Raw genomic sequence first — 20790 nt, forward strand, 5'->3', positions numbered from 1 at the left:
ACAGAATCGCGAAAAATATCCATTATTCGCATACGAATCGTCTTTGTAAGCGTTTAACGTGCCTATCCGCGTCATTTTCTGTACCATTGGGGCAGTTCGTGAAAAGGAGAGACGACTATGAAAACACACTTCCGATTCCTGCTGCCGGCAGCTGCGGGCTGTCTGGCACTGTCCCTGGCTGCCTGTTCTTCCGCTCCCGCTGCCTCCGGGGCTGCCCCTGCTGAAGCAGCCGGCACCTATGCCTATCACATCGGCGGTTATGACTGGGGAGGCCGGGTCGATGAAGTCACCCTGTCGCTGGACAGACCCCTGGACAAAGTGACTCCGGAAACCTTTGATGTAAAGGAAACCGTGGAAACCGATGACGGCAAGACCAAAGAAAACGATCTGACTATCAGCGAGGCCTGGCTCACCGATGACAAAGGTGAAAAAACAGAAGAACCTTCCAAAAACGTCACCCTGAAGCTGAAACCGGAACTGGACCGGGGCAACCCTCTGTATTTCTCCGGTGAAACCGGCTACAACACCTGGGCCGACCCCTACACTCTGACATTCACGGTGGCGGAAGGCCAGAAACTGGAATCAGAGGGCAATCCCCTGACCAGTGTGACCATTGACGAAAAAGCCACCGGCAAGACCACGGCGGTGGATGAATACAAAGAGGCGCAGTTCAAGGCTTCGGATGGCATTTCCTATGACTATGGTCTGTATGAACCCGCTGAAAAAGCCAGTACCCTCTTTGTCTGGCTCCATGGACAGGGGGAAGGCGGATCCTACACCACGAAGGATGCCACGGATCTGAAAGTCTGCGAACTGGCAGGTGACGCTTCTTTCTTCACCGGCGCGGATTTCCAGAAAGCCACCGGCGGTGCCAATGTGCTGGTTCCCATGTGTCCGACTTACTGGATGGATCCGGATGGCACGAAGGAAATCGGTGCGGAATGTCTGGATTACGGTTACCGGGAATCTGCCTATACGAAGTCTCTGGTGGAACTCATTGACAAGGTGAAGGAAGAAACCGGCAGCGAAAAAGTGGTCATTGCGGGCTACTCCAACGGCGGCTATATGGCCATGATGCTGGCCATGGAAGAAGCGGGTGCCTATGATGCCTATGTGCCCATCGCCGAAGCGATGAAAAACGAGTACATCACTGACGAGGACATCAAAACGATGAAGGATCTGCCTATGTACTTCATCTTTGCTTCCAGCGATCCGACTGTGGATCCGGATCAGTACGAACGTCCCACGATTCAGCGGCTGCTGGATGCCGGTGCAAAGGACATCACCGTTTACAACCCGGACAAGGTGCTGGACAAAAACGGCATCACCGATGAAAACGGCGATCCGGTGGAATATGACGGTCACTTCTCCTGGTTCGACTTTGTGCACAACCAGGCCCATGAGGACGGAAAGCAGACAGTCTTTGACTGGATTGGTGAAAAAGTGAAATAAGACCCGTCAGAATCGACAGTCCTGTTGGGTCCTGTCTGATTCTGACCGGTCGTCTGCTGCGATACAGTTACTGTGAAGATCCTGTGTGGCTGTTCAGTCTGACTCAGGGTCTTGTGAAACATTCAGCTCCATCCGGAACCGCAAAGCGGGGATGGAGCTTTTTCGTATTCTGTGCCACAAATACTGCGTCCGGAAGTCCGGACAGGTCCGAATAATAGTTGACTGTGTCCACTTTCTGGCGTATATAATAGTTGACGATGTCCACTATACAGCCGCTCCGGCCTTATGATCGCAGGCTATCTGAAGCTGCAGGGATGTTGTCAGAAAGGAACACCATGAAGTCTGAAAACACCGTTGAAGTCATCCGGGAATTCAACCGGATGTACCTGCCGGCCATGGATCTGCTGAATTCCCGTTATCTGGATTCCAGTCTCTCCAATGCCGAAACAAGAGTGCTGTATGAACTGCACGAAAGAGAATGCTGTACACAGTCCCAGATTGTCAACGGGCTGCATCTGGACAAAAGCTATGCCAGCCGGATCCTGCGCAGATTCGGGAAAGAAGGTCTGCTCATGTCTGAACCATCTGAAACCGACCGCCGGGTACAGCGGCTATGGCTGACGGAAAACGGCCGCAAGACCGCCGAAGCGCTGATCGAGCTCACCAGCCGGCGCATCCGGGAGCAGATCCAGGGACTGACAAAGGCAGAACAGATCCGCCTGCAGCAGGCCATGACAGACATCATGCAGATACTTGGAAAGGAAAAATGACATGAAAACCGTACCGTTTCAGGAGTCTTACAGACAGACCTTCATTGACCTGAACAGCCGCTGGATACTGGATAACTTCGGCCGGCTGGCAGCCCTCCGACCTGGCTTCATTTGATCAGATTGACTAATCTCTGGCAAAAGGCGGTATGTTTTTTCGCAGTGGAAAATGGAACCGTTCTGGCCTTCTGCGGCGCCGTCCCTCTGTCGGATGGCGAATGGGAACTGGAAAAGATGGGCTCCAACCCCGATGTTCCCCACAGGGGAGCCGGTCAGGCTGTCTTCACTGCCTGCATGAACTGGGCGCTGGAACATGGTGCCAGACGGCTGCTGATTTACTCCAACCGGAAACTGAAGCCCGCACTGCACATCTATGCGAAATGCGGGTTCAGGGAAATCGCCGTGACTGGAGCCCCCTACAGCCGGGCCGACATCGCCCTGGAATTCATACCGGCATAACGCTGTTTGTCCAGGATAACTGATGCAGCGGAATCCCATGCATTCTCACTCACCTTCACCAGCCCGCATGACTTTCCCCCTGTCAACGTCTTCCACGATCTGACAGGACACGACGTGCCGGCGGTCTGCGACTCTGGCGCAGCTGCCGGCTGGTCGTGTCTTTTTCTTTTCTTAAGAAATACCGCCCGGTTTCTTTCATTTTCGACAGATACAATGCATTCATGGAAAGGAGCATTGTATCATGATGATGTTTTATATACAGGCAGCGCTGATTACCGCCGGTGTCCTCTGGACCGCCGCCGGGCTGCTTCTGCACCACATCAAGGAGGAAGAAATCTATGAATCACGAGATTCTGGTTGTTGAAGACGATGAAGGCATCCGTGAAGCCATCGCCATATACCTCTTGCACGCAGGCTTTCACGTCCTGCAGGCTGAAAACGGGCTGGAAGGCCTGGAAGTCTTCCGCAAACACCACCCGGCCATGGCTGTCGTGGACATCATGATGCCGGAAATGGACGGCTTTACCATGGTCTCCAGAATCCGGGAAACCTCGGACATCCCCGTTCTGTTTCTCTCCGCCAAAAGCGAAGACGTGGACAAACTCCACGGGTTCACCATCGGCGCGGACGACTATCTCACCAAGCCCTTTTCCTCCGTGGAACTCGTGGCCAGAGTCAAAGCCAGGATGCGCCGCTACGAGCAGATCCTGGAGCTGAAAAATGGCGAAGAGGCCCCGGCGGTGCTCACCAACGGCGGACTGGAGCTGAATCCTGCCTCCAAGGAAGTGTTCGTGAACGGCGATCCCGTGCACTTGACCCCCAAGGAATTCGCCATCCTGGAACTGCTCATGCGCCACCCGGGACAGGTGTTCTCCGCCCAGCAGATCTATGAACGCATCTGGAAAGAAGAAGCCATCACCACGGAAACCATCACCGTGCACATCCGGAAACTGCGGGAGAAAATCGAAGCGGAGCCACGGCGGCCGCAGTACATCCAGGTGGTCTGGGGCGTGGGCTATAAAATCAGGAAAGACACATGACGAAAACCCGGAAATTTCTTGTCATCGCCATCGCCCTGATATCAGTGATCAGCGCCATGGGACTTACCTGGGCCCTCACCAGTCTTCGCACCTATCAGTCACTGTATGACAGCGTGGAAACCGCCAGCCATCTCATGGATTCTCTGGAGGATTTCACGCTTCAGGCAGCCTACCGGCTGGAACCGGATTTCTCCTATGTATCCGGCACCAATCTCAAGGACACCGACCTCAAGCAGATCCAGAACACCATGCTGGACAACACCGCCGTGGGCTATGACCTGCTTTCCCGGGACCCCAACTTCCATTACTCCGTCACCGGCAAGGATGTCGCCCTGCAGTCTGTGGAAAAACCGGATACCGACAGCAACAGCAGCTACTCCGTCACCTTCCGGTTCGAAGACGGCAAGCTGAAAGGCTCCGGTTCCCTGCTGGGATACGGATTTGCGCCGGAAACATCCCAGTCACTGCGGGACTCCCTGGAAGCCGGAAGCGGAACCGCGCTCTACAACGAAGAGACCGGGAAATACACAGAGCGCAGCTATGAGATACCCGAAGACCTGCGCTTCCATTTTCCCGAAAATCTGACCTTCACCTACTCCATCCCGCAGCAGCCGGTGTATTCCGCCAGAAGCAGCAGCTATCTCTACAACGTTCTGGTGGACAACAATATGTCCACCATCGCTGCCATCGCCATCTTCCTTCTGGGCCTGCTTCTGGAGCTCATCGTGCTGATCCGGGTCCCCCTGCAGGTGGAAGAACACACCAGTCCCTGGTCGCTCATTGCCCGCAACAGCCTGGAAGCCAACGCCTTCCTGCTGGTTATGCTCTCCCTGGTCGCCGGCACAGCCTTCTCACTGCTCGCCCATCTCGCCCAGGGCGGAGACCTGATGTCTCTGGGCGTCGCCGGCGGCGGGAAAACCGGCATCGTTTTCGCCAGAACCGTCCTGTTTGTCAGCTATATCTTCATCATGTACTACTGCAGTCTTCCGCTGTTCTGGATCCGGGAAATCTTCACCCGGGGCCCTGTGACCTACATCGGCGAAAGATCCCGTTTTCTGGTGGACCTGCAGCGGTACTCCGTGAGTCTGGCAAAAAGCGCCCTTGACCGGAGTCTCACCTTCCCGGTGGTGCTGAATCTGTTCTTCCTGCTGGTCATCATTCTCACCGGCAGCCCGGGTGTCGCTGTGGTATACGGACTCATTCTCACCGCAGTTCTGATTTCCCTGGCAATCATTGTCCACAAAGGCTGGATCACTGTCTCCCGGGAAGCCGATCAGCTGGCCAACGGTGACTTCAAATCCGAACCCCAGGGCGATCCGACGCTCTTCAAACCCATCTACGACCGGCTGCTGGCCGTCCGGCGCAGTTTCCGGAAAGCGCTGCAGGAGGGCATTGAAAGCACCAACATGCGCAACGAGCTGATTTCCAACGTCTCCCACGACCTGAAAACCCCGCTGACGGGACTTCGCTCCTACTCCGAGCTGCTGCAGCTCACCGACGACCCGGAACAGATGCGCAAATACGCCGGGAAAATCAGCCAGTATACCAGCCGGCTGGATTCCCTGGTGACGGATCTCTTCGACGTCTCCAAAGCCAACGCCGGTTCCCTGCCCCTGGAACCAGTGCACCTGTCGCTGGACCAGCTGATTTCTCAGGCGCTGGAAGAAGCCGAGGAGAACTGGAAGAAAAAGGATCTGCAGGCGGTCATCTCCCTCCAGGACGCCCAGGTGCACCTGGATCCGGATAAGACCATGCGGATCTTCGAAAATCTCTTCTCGAACATCTCAAAGTACGCCCTTCCCTCCACCCGGGTCTTTGTGGACCTGAAGGAAACGCCGTCCAGTTACGTGGTCAGCGTCAAAAACACCTCCGCCGCTCCCCTGAACTTCACCGCAGAAGAAATCACGGAACGCTTCGTCCGGGGCGACAAATCCCGGCATGAAGTCGGCTCCGGGCTGGGGCTGGCCATTGTGAAGTCCTTCGCCGAGGTACAGCGCGGGCGCTTCCGCATTGAAATCGACGGCGATCTCTTCCGTGCCATCGTGATCCTCCCCAAACCGGAAAAACTCCCGGAGGTTCCCGTGAGTGAACAGGATGAGACGCCGGTAATATCTGAACCGCAGTGATGCGGTTCTTTTCTTTTGTCTGCCGATGCGGCCTGCGCTGCAGGCCTGGACAGGGCTTCACCGGTGGAATTCCGGAACACGAAGCGACGACCGGATGAAATCCTGCAAATGAAAAGGACTCCGGTGCATCCATCAGAGTCCTTTGTCATGCGGGGGTTTACTTTACGAAGAGATCTGCCAGATTCTCCGGCATCGGATTCTCTTTGTCAAAGACATCGTTGTAATGCGGAATTTCCGGCGGTTTCTTCCCCGCCTTCAGGTCCAGCAGCACCTGTTCCTTCCAGTCCATGTGCTGCCCATTGTCTGTATCCATGAATGTCTTTGTGAAATAATCACCGTATTTCTCATTCATGTCTCTCAGTTCTTCCTTCGTCATGATTCTTTCCTCCATGAGTGTTCCATTTCAAAACTGCGGGATCAATGGCTCTTTACATCAGCATTCCAGTGCATCCACAGGTAACTCCACCCACTCTAATAATTCAGGCATCATCCTCAACACTCCACCACAACCCGCAACGCAGCGTCTGAGAATGATGGCAGCCGCCATCATTCTCAGTGGCTGCGGCTGCTCAGTATTTTGTACAGCTGGACACCGGCAAAACTTGCCAGAGAAAACAGGACAACCAGCGCCGCGTTGACCAGCGGCATCGGGGTCACATCGAAAATCGGCTGCAAAGCCGGGATGTTCAGGATTGCCATCAGCAGCAGACCTCCAGCCAGGAAGGCATACACACTGAACTTGTTGAACGGCAGTTCCCAGACCGGCTTGCTGCCCCGCTGGGAGAACCCGTGGAGAAGCCTGGACAAAGTCAGTGTGGAGAATGCCATGGTGGTGGCCATGCCGGCACTGATCTTCAGACCAATCAGATACGAAGCCATGACCGCCAGGAAAATGATGATGCCTTCAATGCCGATCTGGGCAATGGCATCCCGGTTCAGGATGGATTCATCGGACCGCCGGGGTTTCTGGTCGATCACATCCGGGTGATCCGGTTCCATGCCAATGGCGATCGCCGGCAGAGAATCCGTGACCAGGTTGATGAACAGCAGCTGAACCGCCGTGAAGGGATCCGGCAGGAAGACAAGACTTGTCACCACCACCGTGATGATTGCCGACAGGTTGCCGGAGAGCAGATAAATAATGGCGTTTTTGATGTTGTTGTAGACATTCCGGCCGGATTCTATGGCTTTGACGATCGTTGCAAAGTTGTCATCCGTCAGAATCATCTTCGCTGCATCCTTGGAGACCTCCGTGCCGGTAATGCCCATGGCAATGCCGATATCCGCGGCTTTCAGCGCCGGTGCATCGTTGACGCCGTCACCGGTCATGGCCACAATGTCACCCTTTTCCTGCCAGGCTTTGACGATCCGGATCTTGTGCTCCGGTGCCACACGGGCATACACCGAAATGCTGCTGAGCTTGTCAGCCAGTTCCGCATCCGACATGTGGGCCAGTTCATTGCCTTCCACCGCCAGATCCCCCGGCTGATAGATGCCGATTTTTTCCGCAATGGCCCGGGCTGTCACCACGTGATCCCCGGTGATCATCACCGGCTTGATGCCGGCTTTGCGGGCGGTATGAACCGCTGCGGCAGATTCCACCCGGGGGGGATCCTGCTCAGCCACGAGTCCCACAAAACAAAGATCCTGTTCGTCTGCCAGACCGATTTTTTCTGCATCCTCCGGCAGATCTCTGTAGGCAAATCCCAGTACCCGCAGTCCCTGACTGGCATACTGGTCGTTCTGTGTGAGGATCAGATCCCGGTCTTGCTGCGTCATGGGGCGCTTTTCCTTTCCCATAAGCACAGCGGTGCAGCGCTTGAGCAGTTCATCCGGAGCTCCTTTGGTGTAGATGTGGTGACGGCTGGAGACGGACATCAGTTTCCGTTCGGAATCAAAGGGCACCTCTTCCACCCGTTCGGCTTTGATCACAAACTCCGGATGCGCTTTCTGGTACTGATTGAACATGTCGATCAGGGCAATTTCCGTGGGATCCCCGATGGAGGTGCCATCCGGATTGACCACGGCATTTGCGTTCAGTCTGGCAGCTTTCAGCAGAATTTCCTGGGGATAATTCTCCCGGGCATCCATCAGCTCGACGGTATAGGGGGTCATGTCCGTGAAGACTTCCATGACGGTCATCTTGTTCTGGGTCAGGGTTCCGGTTTTGTCCGAACAGATGACGGAAATGCACCCCAGGCTTTCCACTGCATCCAGCTTTTTCATGATGGCGTGGTTTTTCACCATTTTCTGCGTGGCAATGGACAGAACGATGGTCACGATGGAGTTCAGTGCTTCGGGAATGGCTGCCACGGCCAGGGCCACGGCCACCATCAGCGCCTGCAGGAAGGGTTCATGGTTCACGAAGACGTGAAGGAACAGCAGGATCACACAGAGCAGTCCGATGTAAATGGTGAGCTTTTTGGAGAAATCCTCCAGGCTCTTCTGCAACGGGGTCTTGCGTTCTTTGGCTTCGTTGATCATGCCCGCGATTTTGCCGATCTGCGTGTCCATGCCCACGGCGGTGCAGATGTACTTTCCGGTTCCGTTGGTGACCAGTCCCGAGGAGAAGACCATGTCGGTCTGGTCGTTGATCTGCACTTCCCGGTCAATGGGCGCTGTGGTTTTTTCCACCGGTACCGGTTCGCCGGTGAGAGCGGATTCGTTGACCTGCAGGGCGGCGGCTTCAAAGAGCCGGCCGTCTCCTTCAATCACATCCCCCGCTTCCACATAGACGATGTCTCCCACGGTCAGGTCACGGGATTCGATTTCAGTGAGCCGGCCATCCCGGATCACTTTCACATGAGGACTGGACAGGCTTTTCAGGCTTTCCAGAGATTTCTGTGCCTGCACTTCCTGGGCGGTCCCCAGGATGGCATTCAGGGTGATGACCACCAGAATGACCAGTGTGGAGATCAGCTCCCCGGAGAATGCGGAGATGATGGCGGCAATGATCAGGACGATGACGAGAAGGTCCTTGAACTGTCCCAGGAAGATTTTCAGCGGACTGGCCGGTTTTTCCTGGACAAGTTCGTTGATGCCGTAGGTTTCCTGATTCTGCACCACCTGTGCCGGACTCAGTCCCTTGGGACTGGTGTGCAGTTCCTGGAACACATCCTGTGTGCTTTGCTGATAGTAAGGTTTCATATACGCTCCCTTCAAAAAAGGACAAGACCCGATGGGCCGTGATGTCCCATGAGTCTTGTCCTGAGAGTCCAGCCAGTACCAGGGTACGGGATGTTGACTGAACTGCCTGATGCCCATGGCAGCAGGTGACTACTCCCTCATTTGAAACCATTGTAACGTGAACGGAGAAAATTGCCACTTCTGCTGACCCGGCAAAGTGTGACAGCTGCCGGATTCTGTCCAGTCCGGAAATGTCGGGTTGCAATATTCTGTTCAACTGACGGGATTGACCGGAAAGCGGGAAAAGTGTGAGATTCATCACGGAATTCCCGAGAATAGTGTGAGATTTATCACGAAATTCCACGGAATAACGTGAATTTTATCACGGAATTCCGCGGAATAACGTGAGTGTTATCACAGAATTCCATGGAATAACGTGAGTTATATCACGTAATTCCCGTTTCCCTCCGGAATCGGGTATACTGTTAGCAGAGTAAACAGAGCAGAAAGGGGGACAATCATGAAGCGGACAGCTATGAACAAACTGCTGGAATGGAAGGAATCTGCATCCCGCAAGCCTCTTGTCCTGCGGGGAGTCAGGCAGGTGGGGAAAACCTGACATTGAACAACAATCTTCTGAATATTCCGCTCTATCTGGCAGATCAGACAGATCGCCTCATTGAAATTGCTCTGAGACAGCTGGACAGCAGAAACGAGCCGGTTCAATCCTGAAACCTCGCAACTGCAAAACTGATTTGAAGTCCTGCAGATGGACTCTTTCAACAGCTTCTGCTTCGCAGAGCCGGCAAATCAAAGCCTGCTGCAACTGCAATGATCTGAAAACACATAAAAAACCCGGAGGATATCAGCTGACCTGTTCCCCCGGTCTTTTCCTATGCTCCTGCACACACATCTGCAGCCCGATGATGCTCCACCTGCCCCATCACCGTGATTTCCCCATCCCGGATCAGCAGACCTCCCTCTTCATAGAGCGCCCAGGTCTCCAGGCCTCTTTCCGCCATGGCCCGGGCCATGCTCTCCCGCTGATGGCGACTGCCTGTGAAGTGGCATTCCAGATCAAAGTCCAGTATCCCCAGCCCGGTCTGCCAAGAAAAGGTGTCATAGTCGTCATCCGGCGTAATGTGATAGTCCCCAAGCTGCACCATGGCGCCTGCGGAGATCCCCCAGATCCGATCCTTCTGCCGGATGACGTTTTTCAGTCCGAACCGCCGGATTTTCTTCATGAACAGATCCGGTGCGCCACCAGGCAGAATCAGCAGATCTGCCTCATCGATGGCTTTCACCATCTCGTCCCTGGATTCCCGGTACGGTGAAATCCAGGTCACGTCCCGGATCCCGAAAGACCGCAGCGGCTCTTCATACGCCCGCTTCCAGATCCCTCCGGCGCCATAGTCCCGCTCCCAGGTTTTCTGATCATGGACATCCGCAAAATCCGACATGGCCACCACACAGGCTTTCATTCCCGGCTTCAGCACCTTCTGCAGGTGCTTTTTCGCCCAGGGCCTGGCAATGTCTCCGGTGTTTGTCAGGATCCGGATCATGCCGTTTCTTCCTTCAGCGGTTTTGCAAAGAACACATCACAGGCAATGTGGCCAGTGCTACCCATGGGTGCATCGCTGCGGACAAATCCATGCTTTTCATAAAACCGCTGCGCCCGTTTCATGTTCCCGAAGGTCTCCAGGTAGCAGAGATCATAGTGACGGCCTGCTTCTTCCAGCACCTTCTCCACCAGCGCATGGGCTACGCCGGTGCCCCGGGCTGCCGGCAGCGTATACATTTTCTGCAGCTCACAGACTCCCGGGCGCCCGGGAAGCGGACCGTATCCGGCACCGCCCACAATTGTTCCCGTTTCATCCTCCGCCACCCAGTACCGCATCTGCGGTGTTCCGTAGATCTCGGAAAACCGTCCCAGATCCGGATCACACCAGGCTGTCCCCTCGTGATCACCGCTGTATTCCTTCAGACAGTACCGGATGATTGCTTCCACTGCCGCATTGTCTCTTTGTTCCACTTCACGGATCCTTGCCTTCATATCTTCTTCCCTTTCCTGTTCTTCCCGTTTTCTGTCCTGCCCGGTTTGTCTTTGCTGGTCCGGATATGGCAAAAGGAGCAGACTGTTCCTGCTCCTTCTGTACATTTTGCCGCTTACTCTCTGACGATTTCGCTCACCAGATCCGGATCCTTGGCTTCCGTAATCACATCCACCACTTCACTGCCCGCACCGGTTTTCGTCAGTTTGAAATAAATCTGCCCGTCTGCCGGATGGCTGTCATCCACGATCCAGTTGTAGCAGTCAATCTCCACATCGTAGTTCTTGCCGTTTTCCGTATTCGTGAAATACGTATCGAAAGGCAGGATGCTGTTGACCACATCCCGGGCCTGATGCAGCGCCGCTTCCACCGTATCTCTGCCGGCATCATCTGCCATGTTCAGATGAATCCGGAGCGTGGCGCTTTTCAGATTGTCCGTCACAGCCTCCACACCGCCAATGCCGGAGAGCTCCTGCTGAATCTGATCCAGCTGAGACTGTTCTATTTTCGGATTCAGGTCTCCGGAATCAAATCGGACACCCACCACCGGCTGATTCTGTTCCTCCATGGAAGTCAGCAGTACATATCCCACGATCACACAGGGAATCGCTATGATGATCAGCGTGATCCACACCAGCAGATGACCCTGCTTCTGCTTCGGCTGTCTGGGTGTTCTGACCTTCCGCTTTCTGCTGCCTGAGGTTTTGTTTGGTTCTGCCATCGCTTCCTCCTGTCAACGGTCAGTATACCATACCGACTGCACCTGCGTCCTTCGCGGTTTCTTACCGTTTTGCAAGTTCTTCCCGGATCAGCTCGTTGGTCCGTTTCGGGTTGGCTGTTCCACGGGACTTCTTCATCACCTGGCCCACCAGGAATCCGATGGCTCTGTCCTTGCCTGCCTTGTAATCCTCGATGGACTTCGGGTTGGCATCCAGCACCTCGGTGACCAGTGCCAGAATTGCACCGTCGTCACTGACCTGCTTCATGCCCTTTTCTTCCACGATCACGGAAGGCTCCCTGCCGGAGGCCATCATTTCCTCGAAGACCGTCTTGGCCTGCTTGCCGGAAATCGATCCATCGCTGACCAGGTTCACCAGCTGTGCCAGATATGCCGGTTTAAGACCCGGATCGGCAAAGGTCCGGTTTTCCTTGTTCAGCCAGGCAGTCAGATCACCCATGACCCAGTTGGCTGTCTTCTTGGCATCCTTTGCCTCTTTGACCGCCGCCTCGTAGTAATCCGCCATGGCCGGATCTGCCACCAGCACCTGCGCATCGTATTCGCCCAGGCCATACTCCTTCATGAACCGGGCACGGCGCTGACCGGGGAGTTCTTCCATGTTCTCCTGAATGTCCCGGATCCAGGCGGGATCCAGCTGGATCGGGAAAATGTTGGGTTCCGGGAAATACTTGTAATCCACAGTCCCTTCCTTTTTCCGCATCAGCACCGTGGTCTTCTGACTTTCATCATACCGCCGGGTCGCCTGCTCCACCTGGCCGCCTTCATCCAGAATCCGGCTCTGCCGCTCGATTTCCGCAGCCACCGCCTTCTGCACATTGGCAATGGAGTTCAGGTTCTTGATCTCCGTCTTGGTGCCCAGTGTGTCATCCGCCGAAAGGGAAATGTTCACATCGCAGCGCATGGAGCCTTCTTCCATCTTCACATCGGATACGTTCAGATACAGCAGGATCTGCCGCAGGGTATCCACATACGCTGCCGCTTCCTGAGCGGAATGCATGTCCGGACGGGACACGATTTCCACCAGGGGGACACCCGCCCGGTTGAAGTCAATGTAGGTGCCGGAATCCCGGTGGAACTGCTTGGCGGTGTCTTCCTCCATATGAATGCGCTCGATCCGGATCTTCTTCCGTTCGCCGTCTTCCGTCTCGATTTCCACATAGCCGTCCCGGCCAACGGGATGGAACTGCTGGGTGATCTGGAATCCCTTGGGCAGATCCGAATAGTAATAGTTTTTCCGGTCAAACTTCACCAGAGGATCGATCTCGCAGTGCAGACCGGTGCAGGCTTTGATGGCCAGCTTCACCGCCTCCCGGTTCACGCAGGGCAGCGTGCCGGGCATGGCCAGGTCCACCACGCTGGTGCAGGTGTTGGCGGTTTCTCCGAATTTCACCGGCGCCCCGGAAAACATCTTCGTCCCGGTCTTGAGCTCGCAGTGGATCTCAATGCCGATGGTTGTCCTGTACTTACTCATGACGGCCCTCCTTCAGCAGCGCTTCCATACCCGCTGCCACATCAAACATTGTCTGCTCTTCAAAGGGCTTCGCGGCGATTTCCACCGCGAAGGGCAGGCCATCCTTCTTTCCCAGAGGAATGACCATGGAGGGATAGCCGGAGAAGTTTGCCAGCTGCATGTGCTCTTCCACAAACTCATCCTGTCCGAAGCGGACATCGCTGCTTTCCGCCAGCAGCGGGGCCACAGTGGGAGCCGCCGGACAGATCACGGCATCCACATTCCGGAACAGTGAAGCATAGGCCTCACAGATCAGCCGGCGGATCTTCTGGGCTTTCCGGAACAGCCGGTCCTGGTTTTCCTCGAACAGAGAATAGGAACCAATCACAAACCGGGCCCGGACATAGCTGGAAAAGCCGGCGGTCCGGGAAGCCGTCATTACATCTTCCACACTCTCACCGGGTTTGCGCACACCGAACCGGATGCCATCCAGGTTGGAGTGGTTGGCTGCAGCTTCACTGTTGGCAATGGTCTTGTATACCGGGGCAATCAGATCCATCAGCTGCTCCGGCATGGTCACATGCGTCACGTCTGCCCCTGCAGATTCCAGATCGCTGACGAGTTTCTGAAAGGCAGCGGCAATGGCCTCGTCCCTGAGGGCATCGGCAACCGTATCAAAGACTGCGATTTTCTTCCCGGCCAGATTCGGATTCAGGCAGGCTTCGTATTCCCCCACCGGTTCCAGGCTGCTGGTCATGTCATGGTCATCCCGGCCCGCCAGAATTTCCAGGGCAGCAGCGGCATCCTTCACGCTGGTGGTGAAATACCCCACATGATCCAGACTGGAGGCATAGGGAATGATCCCGTACCGGGAAATGCGGCCATAAGTCGGCTTGACTCCCACCACGCCGTTGTAGCTGGCGGGCTTGCGGACAGAGTCTCCCGTGTCCGTGCCAATGGCCAGGGGTGCGGCTGCTCTGGCTGTCAGCACAGCGCTGCCGCCGGAAGAACCACCGGCAATGCGGTCCTGGTCCCAGGCATTGTGCACCGGACCTGTGGCTGCGTTGCGGTTGGTGCCCCCCATGCCCAGCTCATCCATGCTGGCTTTGACCACCGGTGTGAAACCTGCATGTTTCAGCTTTGTCACAATGGTGGCGTCATAGACCGGGACATAGTTGTCCAGGATCCGGCTGCTGGCCGTGGTCCGGATGCCCTTCGTGCTGATGTTGTCCTTCAGGATCACGGGAATGCCTGCTTCGGGGGCATCATCCACGATGGTCACCGCGGCATTGAGTTCCGGCTGCAGTTCATGAATCCGCCGGAGACTCTCCTGTACACTGATTGTCTGTTCAAACGCCATTTTATTTCACCACCTTGGGCACATGCACGTGTCCCATGCGGATGTCTCCCGCATTTGCCAGAGCATCTTTCTGATTCAGCGTTTCGCACTCCACATCCTCACGCAGAAAGACCGTCGGCGTTTCAAAGGGCCAGATCATCGGCTCCACACCCTCTGTATCCACCTGGCTGAAAAGCTCCACCTGGGCTTCCACCGCCTCGAAGTCTTTTTTCAGCGCCTCTATTTCCTCATCCGAAAGCTCGAACTTCAGATCTGAAGCCAGCTTCCGGAAATATTCCGTACTGAATTTTTCCATGCAATTCCTTTCCAGTTGTTATCCCGCCGTCACCATTTTCAGCTCTTTGCTCTGGGACAGACGGTGCCCCAGGGCATAGGGCTCGTCATTGTTGATGATTGTGACATGATACTCCACATCCGTATCGGTGAAAGTTCCGAAACTGTTCTCCACAGCCTGGGCGGCTGCCATGACCTCCGAGAGCATTTTCCCGTGGGTCGTGATGGTCAGATCCAGCCGGCTGGGCTCATTGTTGAGCAGCCGGCAGGTGCCGGTGACATAGGTGTTGTTGGAGAGGACGGAACGCACATCATCCTTGAAGGTGGTGAATTCCTGAGCCAGTTCGGGGGCATCTGCCGTGAACTGCGCTGAAGGAACCGTCACATTGGTCTCCTTCACGGCTGTGAATTTTCCCTGAGCCGATCCCTGGGCAAACCAGCCTTCCATCACATATCCCCCATTGGATGCCGCTTCCGAGGTATCCAGCCGGTAGGCTGCTGTCAGGATGGGGACCCGGCTGGAGACTTCATTGAACCGCTCCCGCATGTAGGTCACCAGCTTGCTGGAGGTGACTTCGATGTAGCTGCGCAGCTGTTCGTCCCCGATTTTGTGGTCTTCCCCATTCTGAGACAGTGTGTCATTGACCACCAGACCCAGAGAAATACCCGCCAGCGTATCGCCTTTGTACCAGTCCACTTCATAGATATCCACCAGAATGATGGCGCCCTGCACCACGCCGTTTCCCGTATCGAAGGCCTCGTTGTTATTGGGGTTCAGGCCATTGGGGTTGTCATCCCGCAGCGTCCCCAGCAGACCCCGGGAGCCATCGGTGGCGTCCAGTTCATCGAAATCCAGGAAGGTATGGGTCCGGAAGGCCACATCCGAAGGCGGAAAGTACTGCCTGGACAGATCCATCAGTCCCCGCTCCGCCTCGAACCGCACATCTTCGCTGCCCAGCAGACCGATGTGCTTGGCGGTGCTGTCGGAATTCGCAAAGGGCTGGGCGGCCCGGTAATCCGCCTGTACGGATGCAGCAGAATCCGCCTGACAGCCGCTCAGGGCCAGCAGACCCGCCAGAGCCAGCAGACCTGCGCTACGCCGCATGTCCGGCCTCCGCCAGAAACGTCTCTTCCGGCATGGTTTCCACACCCAGATCACGTGCTTTGGCCAGTTTGCTGCCGGCGTTTTCACCATATATCACCAGGCTGGTTTTTTTCGATACCGATCCGGCTACCGTGGCCCCCAGGGATTCCAGCAGCTTCTTTGCCTCACTGCGGCTCATGCCTGTCAGCGTACCGGTGAGCACCACAGTCTTGCCGGCAAAGAAAGAATCCGCCGGCGCTGCTTCCTTCTTCTCCTGGGTCATGTTCAGTCCGGCGTCCTTCAAAGCCGCCAGCAGCTGCCGGTTGGCAGGCTGGGCAAACCAGGTGGTCAGACTTTCCGCCGTGGTCCGGCCAATGAATTTCACCGCAGCCAGTGTCTCCTGATCCGCTGCCATGACGGCATCCATGGAACCGAAGGAGTCTGCCAGCAGACTGGCTGCCTTTTTTCCCACCAGCCGGATTCCCAGACCGAACAGCAGATCCGCCAGGGGCCGCTGCCGGCTGGCATCAATGTTTGCCAGCAGTTTGTCAAACCCCTTGTCGCTCCAGCCCCGGAGAGCCAGAACATCCTGCCGCTTTTCAGCCAGATGGTAAATATCCGGAATGGTATCCAGCAGATGGGCTTCATGAAGCTGCGCCATTTTCTTTTCACCCAGTCCGTCAATGTTCATGGCTTCCCGGCTCACGAAATGAATCAGGCTGCCCAGCACCTGGGCCGGACAGTCCGGATTGGTGCAGAAATGATCTGCCTCCCCCTCCAGCCGGATCAGCTCGCTGCCACACACCGGGCAGGTTTTCGGGAACACATACGGGATCTGACTGCCGGTGCGGCGCTCCTTCACGCTGGCAATGACCTCCGGAATGATGTCCCCGGCCTTGCGCACGATCACCGTATCCCCGATCCGCAGATCCCGGTCCCGGATCAGGTCTTCATTGTGCAGACTGGCAGCCGACACCAGTGTGCCGGCCACCCGCACAGGTGTGAGCACCGCATTGGGTGTGGCCACCCCGGTGCGGCCGATGGTCAGGAAGATATCATCCAGGGTTGTCTGCACCTCCTGCGCCGGAAACTTGTAGGCAATGGCATACCGGGGGGTTTTGGCATTCAGTCCCAGAGCCGCTTCCTGTTCCAGACTGTTCACCTTGATGACCACCCCGTCGATTTCATAGGGCAGACTGGCCCGCTGTGCGCCGGTCTTTTCAATGAACGCCCAGATCTCATCCACCGTGTCACACACCGAGAAATCCATATTCACCGGAAAGCCCAGCTCATGCATCGCCTGCAGTGCCTGGCTCTGGGTCCGGATCCCGTGCTCCGGTCCGTTCTGGTACCAGTACAGGAAGATGTCCAGATTCCGGCTCGCTGCCACAGAGGTATCCAGGTTGCGGATGGATCCCGCTGCGGCATTGCGGGGGTTGGCAAAGAGCGGAAAATGCAGTGTGGTCTGCAGTTCGTTGAGTGTCTCAAAGCTTTTTTTCGGCATATAGACTTCTCCGCGGACTTCCACAAATCCCGGTTCGTCAATATACATGGGAATCGACCGGATCGTGCGTACATTGGCGCTGACCACTTCGCCGGTCATGCCGTCTCCCCGGGTCACTGCCCGGATGAACCGGCCGTTTTCGTAGTGCAGGGCCATGGCCAGACCATCGTATTTGCACTCCGCAACAAACTGCGCATCCGGATATTCTTTCCGGATGCGGGCGACAAACTCCTCCAGTTCCTGCCGGGAAAAGATATCTCCCAGGGACAGCATCCGCTGTCCGTGACTGTATTTCTCAAATCCCGGCAGCACGGCACCGATGACCCGCTGCGTGGGAGAATTGGGATCCGCCAGTTCCGGATGCGCTGCCTCCAGAGCCTGCAGTTCATGCATGAGCCGGTCATACTCCTGATCGGTCACCGTGGGCGCATCCTGTATGTAGTATTCTCTGGCGTAGGTTTCCAGCTGCTTGCGCAGCGCTTGTATTTTCAGGGCTTCATCCATTCAGCCACCATTATCCTTTCACCTTCTGAAGCGAAGGGTGATTCATATTCAGTTTCCGGACACCGTTGGGATGACCGAACGCCACGGACACAATGTCCTTGTTCACCTCCCGGACGATTCCCGGCCCATACACTGCATGTTCCACATGATCGCCCTTGCGCAGCCTGACAGCGGGTTTTGCCCGGGCACTGCGGGAGCGTCTGGCGGAACCGGCCGGGCTTTTGTGAACCGGATAGTTGTCCAGCGGCGTGGCCTCCTGCTTCACATACTCCTCAGGTATTTCCTGAATGAACCGGCTGGGTGTCTTGTGCCGGTCCAGCTGGAAGCTGTAACCGTTGTTCCAGGACAGATACAGTGCCTGTTTCGCCCGGGTCATGGCCACGTACATCAGCCGGCGCTCTTCTTCCAGGCCTTCCTTGCCGGATTCCTCCATGGCCCGGCTGGAAGGGAACACCCCTTCATTCAGGCCGATGATGTGCACCTGCTCGAATTCCAGCCCCTTGGCTGCGTGCACCGTCATCAGGGAGACGGCATTCTGGCTGTCTTCTTCCCGGTCCGTGAACAGGGACAGATCCTGCAGGTAATCCTCCAGAGTCAGCTCCGGATTGCGTTCCAGCGCCTGCTGAATATCCTTCCGCAGCTCCTCGATGTTCTCCAGCCGGTCTTCTTCCCTGGTCTCCTTGAGCATTTCCATGTAGCCGGCTTCATCCGCAATGCGCATCATGAGCCTGTCCAGGGGGACTGTGCCCCGCAGCGACTTCATTTCGTCCACCAGTTCCACAAAAGGAGCGAATTTCCGGGCTGTGGAGCCGGAGACGGACTGGGGATCCCGCAGCACTTCCAGCATGTTGATGCCCCGTTCATGGGCTTCATTCTGCAGCTTTTCCACGGTTTTGGCGCCGATACCCCGCCGGGGCACATTGATGACCCGCATCACTGCCAGATCCAGAGACCGCTGCTGCGGATCCTGGGGATCGGGTTCCGTGATCAGTTTCAGGTAGGACAGCATGTCCTTGATCTCCTGCCGTTCATAGAACCGGACGCCGCCATATATACGGTAGGGAATCCGCAGTTTTCCCAGGACCCGTTCTATGCCCCGGGAAAGATAGTTGGACCGGTAGAGCACGGCGATGTCGCTGTACTGCAGGCCCTCTTTCCGGGCACGGGTGATGTCCCGGGCAATCTGCAGCGGTTCCTGGGCATCTTCCCGGGCTTCGAAGGTTTCGATTTTCCGGTCAGAGGCAATCTGTGAAAACAGATTTTTTTCGATCCGCCCGCTGTTGTGGGCAATCAGAGCGTTGGCTGCATCCAGAATGGTCTGTGTCGACCGGTAGTTCTGGTCCAGGATCACGGTTCTGGTATCCGGAAAATCCCGGGCAAAATTCAGGATGATGCCCACTGCCGCGCCCCGCCATGTATAAATGGTCTGGTCCGGATCTCCCACCACACATAGATGGGCATCCGGGCCCTTGAGCAGCCGGATGATGTCGTACTGCACCGGATCCACGTCCTGGAACTCATCCACGTGGATGTAGTCCAGCCGGTTCTGCCATTTTTCCCGGACTTCCGGATCTGTTTTCAGCAGGTCCCGGGCTTTCAGCAGCAGGTCATCAAAATCCAGGGCTTTCATCTCAGCCAGCTGGTTTTCGTACCGTTCATAGATTTCGGCTTCCGGTCCGTCCCAGTCCTTTCTGGCTTCCCGGGGGGTGAAACCGGCGGTTTTCCAGCCGGAGATCCGTCCCAGCACCCGGGCAGGCGCAAACTCCGTCCGGTCCAGGTCCAGATCCCGGTAAATGGGACGCAGAATGGATTTCTGATCATCCGCATCCAGAATCGTGAAGGTTTTGGGATAGCCCAGTGACAGGGCATCTTCCCGGAGAATGCGGACACAGAGAGAATGAATGGTGGATATGCGCACATCCCGGGCATCTTCCTGCAGAATGCCCTCCAGGCGTTCTTTCATTTCCCGGGCTGCTTTATTGGTGAAGGTAATGGCGAGAATCCGCCAGGGGCGCACGCCTGTCTGGACCAGATTGGCGATCCGGGCCATGAGAACCCGGGTTTTTCCGGAACCGGCGCCGGCTATGATGCGGACATCCTGATCCAGGGTCAGAGCCGCTTCTTTCTGAGGGGTGTTGAGGGAATCGATTACAGTACTCATTTTCTATATCACCTCCTGTCAGTATACTATTGCCCCGCAAACTCAGGCAAATCGGCGGACAAAGGGAAAAAGCCGTCCAGGCGGCTTTTTCAGACGGTATGATTCTTTTTCCGGATGGTCAGGTTCATCTGCACATCCCAGGGACTGTGGCAGTCCACAACCGCATCTCCCTGGTATTTCCGGTAAGGTCCTCCATAAAAGGAAACACTGGAGGAAATGATCCGGTTGTCCTCCAGCCAGCTGCAGGCCAGAGAGAACAGTTCCGCAGGCACATCGCCAATACGGCATTCCTGCACATAGACTCCGCAGCCGCCGGGTTCCGGGACCAGTCTGGCTGCCAGGGTGTCCGGTTCGTATTTCCAGCAGGGAGACAGGCTGTCCGGCACAGGCTGTTCATAGTCATCCCCGGGACTGAGAATGGCAGCATACTGACTGGTACAGGCTGCCGATACGGTCAGGGGAAAATGGCGGGTGAAGGTATCATTGGCGGGAGCTGATGTCATGGGCATTCGGACAGGAGGGGTGCCCGCAAATGCCGACACTTTCCAGGTGATCAGCCCGGCCATGATCAGACAGAACAGAAACTCCACGCCTTCCTGGAAGGGCAGCATGGCGGCAAGGGCCAGCAGGCAGAATGCCTGGATCCAGGACCGGTACATCGTCATGTCACTCCTCCTTTCCGGCGATGACGCCC

General features: G+C 56.2%; 18 protein-coding genes. 6 read left to right on the forward strand and 12 right to left on the reverse strand.

Annotated elements, in window-relative coordinates; all coding sequences use genetic code 11:
* Positions 1-117: 117 nt before the first annotated feature.
* From QZ305_RS03120 to QZ305_RS03145, 6 genes are all read left to right on the forward strand, one after another.
* Positions 118-1452 carry a dienelactone hydrolase family protein gene (locus QZ305_RS03120; protein WP_294730031.1) on the forward strand — a complete coding sequence of 445 codons (1335 nt, stop codon included), beginning with the start codon at positions 118-120 and terminating at the stop codon, positions 1450-1452.
* Between the two features lie 335 nt (positions 1453-1787).
* Positions 1788-2222: a MarR family winged helix-turn-helix transcriptional regulator gene (locus tag QZ305_RS03125; protein WP_294730033.1), complete on the forward strand. Its 435-nt coding sequence runs from the start codon at positions 1788-1790 to the stop codon at positions 2220-2222.
* Between the two features lie 120 nt (positions 2223-2342).
* The gene (locus QZ305_RS03130) at positions 2343-2678 is read left to right on the forward strand and encodes a GNAT family N-acetyltransferase (protein WP_294730034.1); all 336 of its coding nucleotides are present in this window, start codon (positions 2343-2345) and stop codon (positions 2676-2678) included.
* A gap of 241 nt (positions 2679-2919) precedes the next feature.
* Positions 2920-3042: a hypothetical protein gene (locus tag QZ305_RS03135; protein WP_294730035.1), complete on the forward strand. Its 123-nt coding sequence runs from the start codon at positions 2920-2922 to the stop codon at positions 3040-3042.
* Entirely contained in the window at positions 3017-3718 is a 702-nt protein-coding gene (locus QZ305_RS03140) for a response regulator transcription factor (RefSeq protein ID WP_294730036.1), read from the forward strand. The genes QZ305_RS03135 and QZ305_RS03140 overlap by 26 nt, the downstream gene beginning before the upstream one ends.
* The gene (locus QZ305_RS03145) at positions 3715-5844 is read left to right on the forward strand and encodes a sensor histidine kinase KdpD (protein WP_294730037.1); all 2130 of its coding nucleotides are present in this window, start codon (positions 3715-3717) and stop codon (positions 5842-5844) included. Before QZ305_RS03140 ends, QZ305_RS03145 begins: the two co-directional genes overlap by 4 nt.
* 157 nt (positions 5845-6001) lie before the next feature.
* Here QZ305_RS03145 and QZ305_RS03150 read toward each other — a convergent pair whose 3' ends face one another.
* The 12 genes from QZ305_RS03150 to QZ305_RS03205 all read right to left on the reverse strand — a co-directional run bounded on the left by QZ305_RS03150 (position 6002) and on the right by QZ305_RS03205 (position 20761).
* Positions 6002-6220: a hypothetical protein gene (locus tag QZ305_RS03150; RefSeq protein WP_294730038.1), complete on the reverse strand. Its 219-nt coding sequence runs from the start codon at positions 6218-6220 to the stop codon at positions 6002-6004.
* Between the two features lie 176 nt (positions 6221-6396).
* Positions 6397-8991 (reverse strand): cation-translocating P-type ATPase, encoded by a 2595-nt coding sequence (locus QZ305_RS03155; RefSeq protein WP_294730040.1) that lies wholly within the window; start codon positions 8989-8991, stop codon positions 6397-6399.
* An 872-nt stretch (positions 8992-9863) separates the two neighbouring features.
* Positions 9864-10532, reverse strand: a complete 669-nt coding sequence (locus QZ305_RS03160) for a Type 1 glutamine amidotransferase-like domain-containing protein (RefSeq protein ID WP_294730041.1) — start codon at positions 10530-10532, stop codon at positions 9864-9866.
* Positions 10529-11023 carry a GNAT family N-acetyltransferase gene (locus QZ305_RS03165; RefSeq protein ID WP_294730042.1) on the reverse strand — a complete coding sequence of 165 codons (495 nt, stop codon included), beginning with the start codon at positions 11021-11023 and terminating at the stop codon, positions 10529-10531. The genes QZ305_RS03160 and QZ305_RS03165 overlap by 4 nt, the downstream gene beginning before the upstream one ends.
* A 113-nt stretch (positions 11024-11136) precedes the next feature.
* The gene (locus tag QZ305_RS03170; RefSeq protein WP_294730043.1) at positions 11137-11742 is read right to left on the reverse strand and encodes a hypothetical protein; all 606 of its coding nucleotides are present in this window, start codon (positions 11740-11742) and stop codon (positions 11137-11139) included.
* A 61-nt stretch (positions 11743-11803) separates the two neighbouring features.
* Positions 11804-13231, reverse strand: a complete 1428-nt coding sequence (gatB, locus tag QZ305_RS03175) for an Asp-tRNA(Asn)/Glu-tRNA(Gln) amidotransferase subunit GatB (protein ID WP_294730044.1) — start codon at positions 13229-13231, stop codon at positions 11804-11806.
* The gene (locus QZ305_RS03180; RefSeq protein ID WP_294730045.1) at positions 13224-14570 is read right to left on the reverse strand and encodes an amidase family protein; all 1347 of its coding nucleotides are present in this window, start codon (positions 14568-14570) and stop codon (positions 13224-13226) included. Before QZ305_RS03180 ends, gatB begins: the two co-directional genes overlap by 8 nt.
* Before the next feature lies 1 nt (position 14571).
* Positions 14572-14865: an Asp-tRNA(Asn)/Glu-tRNA(Gln) amidotransferase subunit GatC gene (gene gatC / locus QZ305_RS03185; RefSeq protein WP_294730046.1), complete on the reverse strand. Its 294-nt coding sequence runs from the start codon at positions 14863-14865 to the stop codon at positions 14572-14574.
* An 18-nt stretch (positions 14866-14883) separates the two neighbouring features.
* Entirely contained in the window at positions 14884-15948 is a 1065-nt protein-coding gene (locus tag QZ305_RS03190) for a CamS family sex pheromone protein (RefSeq protein WP_294730047.1), read from the reverse strand.
* A complete protein-coding gene (gene ligA, locus QZ305_RS03195; protein WP_294730049.1) occupies positions 15938-17935 on the reverse strand; it encodes an NAD-dependent DNA ligase LigA in 1998 nt (665 codons plus the stop codon). The genes QZ305_RS03190 and ligA overlap by 11 nt, the downstream gene beginning before the upstream one ends.
* A gap of 10 nt (positions 17936-17945) precedes the next feature.
* Positions 17946-20096 (reverse strand): ATP-dependent helicase, encoded by a 2151-nt coding sequence (locus tag QZ305_RS03200; RefSeq protein ID WP_294730050.1) that lies wholly within the window; start codon positions 20094-20096, stop codon positions 17946-17948.
* An 89-nt stretch (positions 20097-20185) separates the two neighbouring features.
* Positions 20186-20761, reverse strand: a complete 576-nt coding sequence (locus QZ305_RS03205; RefSeq protein WP_294730051.1) for a hypothetical protein — start codon at positions 20759-20761, stop codon at positions 20186-20188.
* Between the last annotated feature and the right edge of the window lie 29 nt (positions 20762-20790).

Source organism: uncultured Faecalibaculum sp. (assembly GCF_910588395.1).
Classification (GTDB): domain Bacteria; phylum Bacillota_I; class Bacilli_A; order Erysipelotrichales; family Erysipelotrichaceae; genus Faecalibaculum.

Coding starts and splice junctions, on each gene's coding strand:
- QZ305_RS03120 (WP_294730031.1), top strand. CDS start 118: ATGAAAACACACTTCCGATTCCTGCTGCCGGCAGCTGCGGGCTGTCTG.
- QZ305_RS03125 (WP_294730033.1), top strand. CDS start 1,788: ATGAAGTCTGAAAACACCGTTGAAGTCATCCGGGAATTCAACCGGATG.
- QZ305_RS03135 (WP_294730035.1), top strand. CDS start 2,920: ATGATGATGTTTTATATACAGGCAGCGCTGATTACCGCCGGTGTCCTC.
- QZ305_RS03140 (WP_294730036.1), top strand. CDS start 3,017: ATGAATCACGAGATTCTGGTTGTTGAAGACGATGAAGGCATCCGTGAA.
- QZ305_RS03145 (WP_294730037.1), top strand. CDS start 3,715: ATGACGAAAACCCGGAAATTTCTTGTCATCGCCATCGCCCTGATATCA.
- QZ305_RS03150 (WP_294730038.1), bottom strand. CDS start 6,220: ATGACGAAGGAAGAACTGAGAGACATGAATGAGAAATACGGTGATTAT.
- QZ305_RS03155 (WP_294730040.1), bottom strand. CDS start 8,991: ATGAAACCTTACTATCAGCAAAGCACACAGGATGTGTTCCAGGAACTG.
- QZ305_RS03160 (WP_294730041.1), bottom strand. CDS start 10,532: ATGATCCGGATCCTGACAAACACCGGAGACATTGCCAGGCCCTGGGCG.
- QZ305_RS03165 (WP_294730042.1), bottom strand. CDS start 11,023: ATGAAGGCAAGGATCCGTGAAGTGGAACAAAGAGACAATGCGGCAGTG.
- QZ305_RS03170 (WP_294730043.1), bottom strand. CDS start 11,742: ATGGCAGAACCAAACAAAACCTCAGGCAGCAGAAAGCGGAAGGTCAGA.
- gatB (WP_294730044.1), bottom strand. CDS start 13,231: ATGAGTAAGTACAGGACAACCATCGGCATTGAGATCCACTGCGAGCTC.
- QZ305_RS03180 (WP_294730045.1), bottom strand. CDS start 14,570: ATGGCGTTTGAACAGACAATCAGTGTACAGGAGAGTCTCCGGCGGATT.
- gatC (WP_294730046.1), bottom strand. CDS start 14,865: ATGGAAAAATTCAGTACGGAATATTTCCGGAAGCTGGCTTCAGATCTG.
- QZ305_RS03190 (WP_294730047.1), bottom strand. CDS start 15,948: ATGCGGCGTAGCGCAGGTCTGCTGGCTCTGGCGGGTCTGCTGGCCCTG.
- ligA (WP_294730049.1), bottom strand. CDS start 17,935: ATGGATGAAGCCCTGAAAATACAAGCGCTGCGCAAGCAGCTGGAAACC.
- QZ305_RS03200 (WP_294730050.1), bottom strand. CDS start 20,096: ATGAGTACTGTAATCGATTCCCTCAACACCCCTCAGAAAGAAGCGGCT.
- QZ305_RS03205 (WP_294730051.1), bottom strand. CDS start 20,761: ATGACGATGTACCGGTCCTGGATCCAGGCATTCTGCCTGCTGGCCCTT.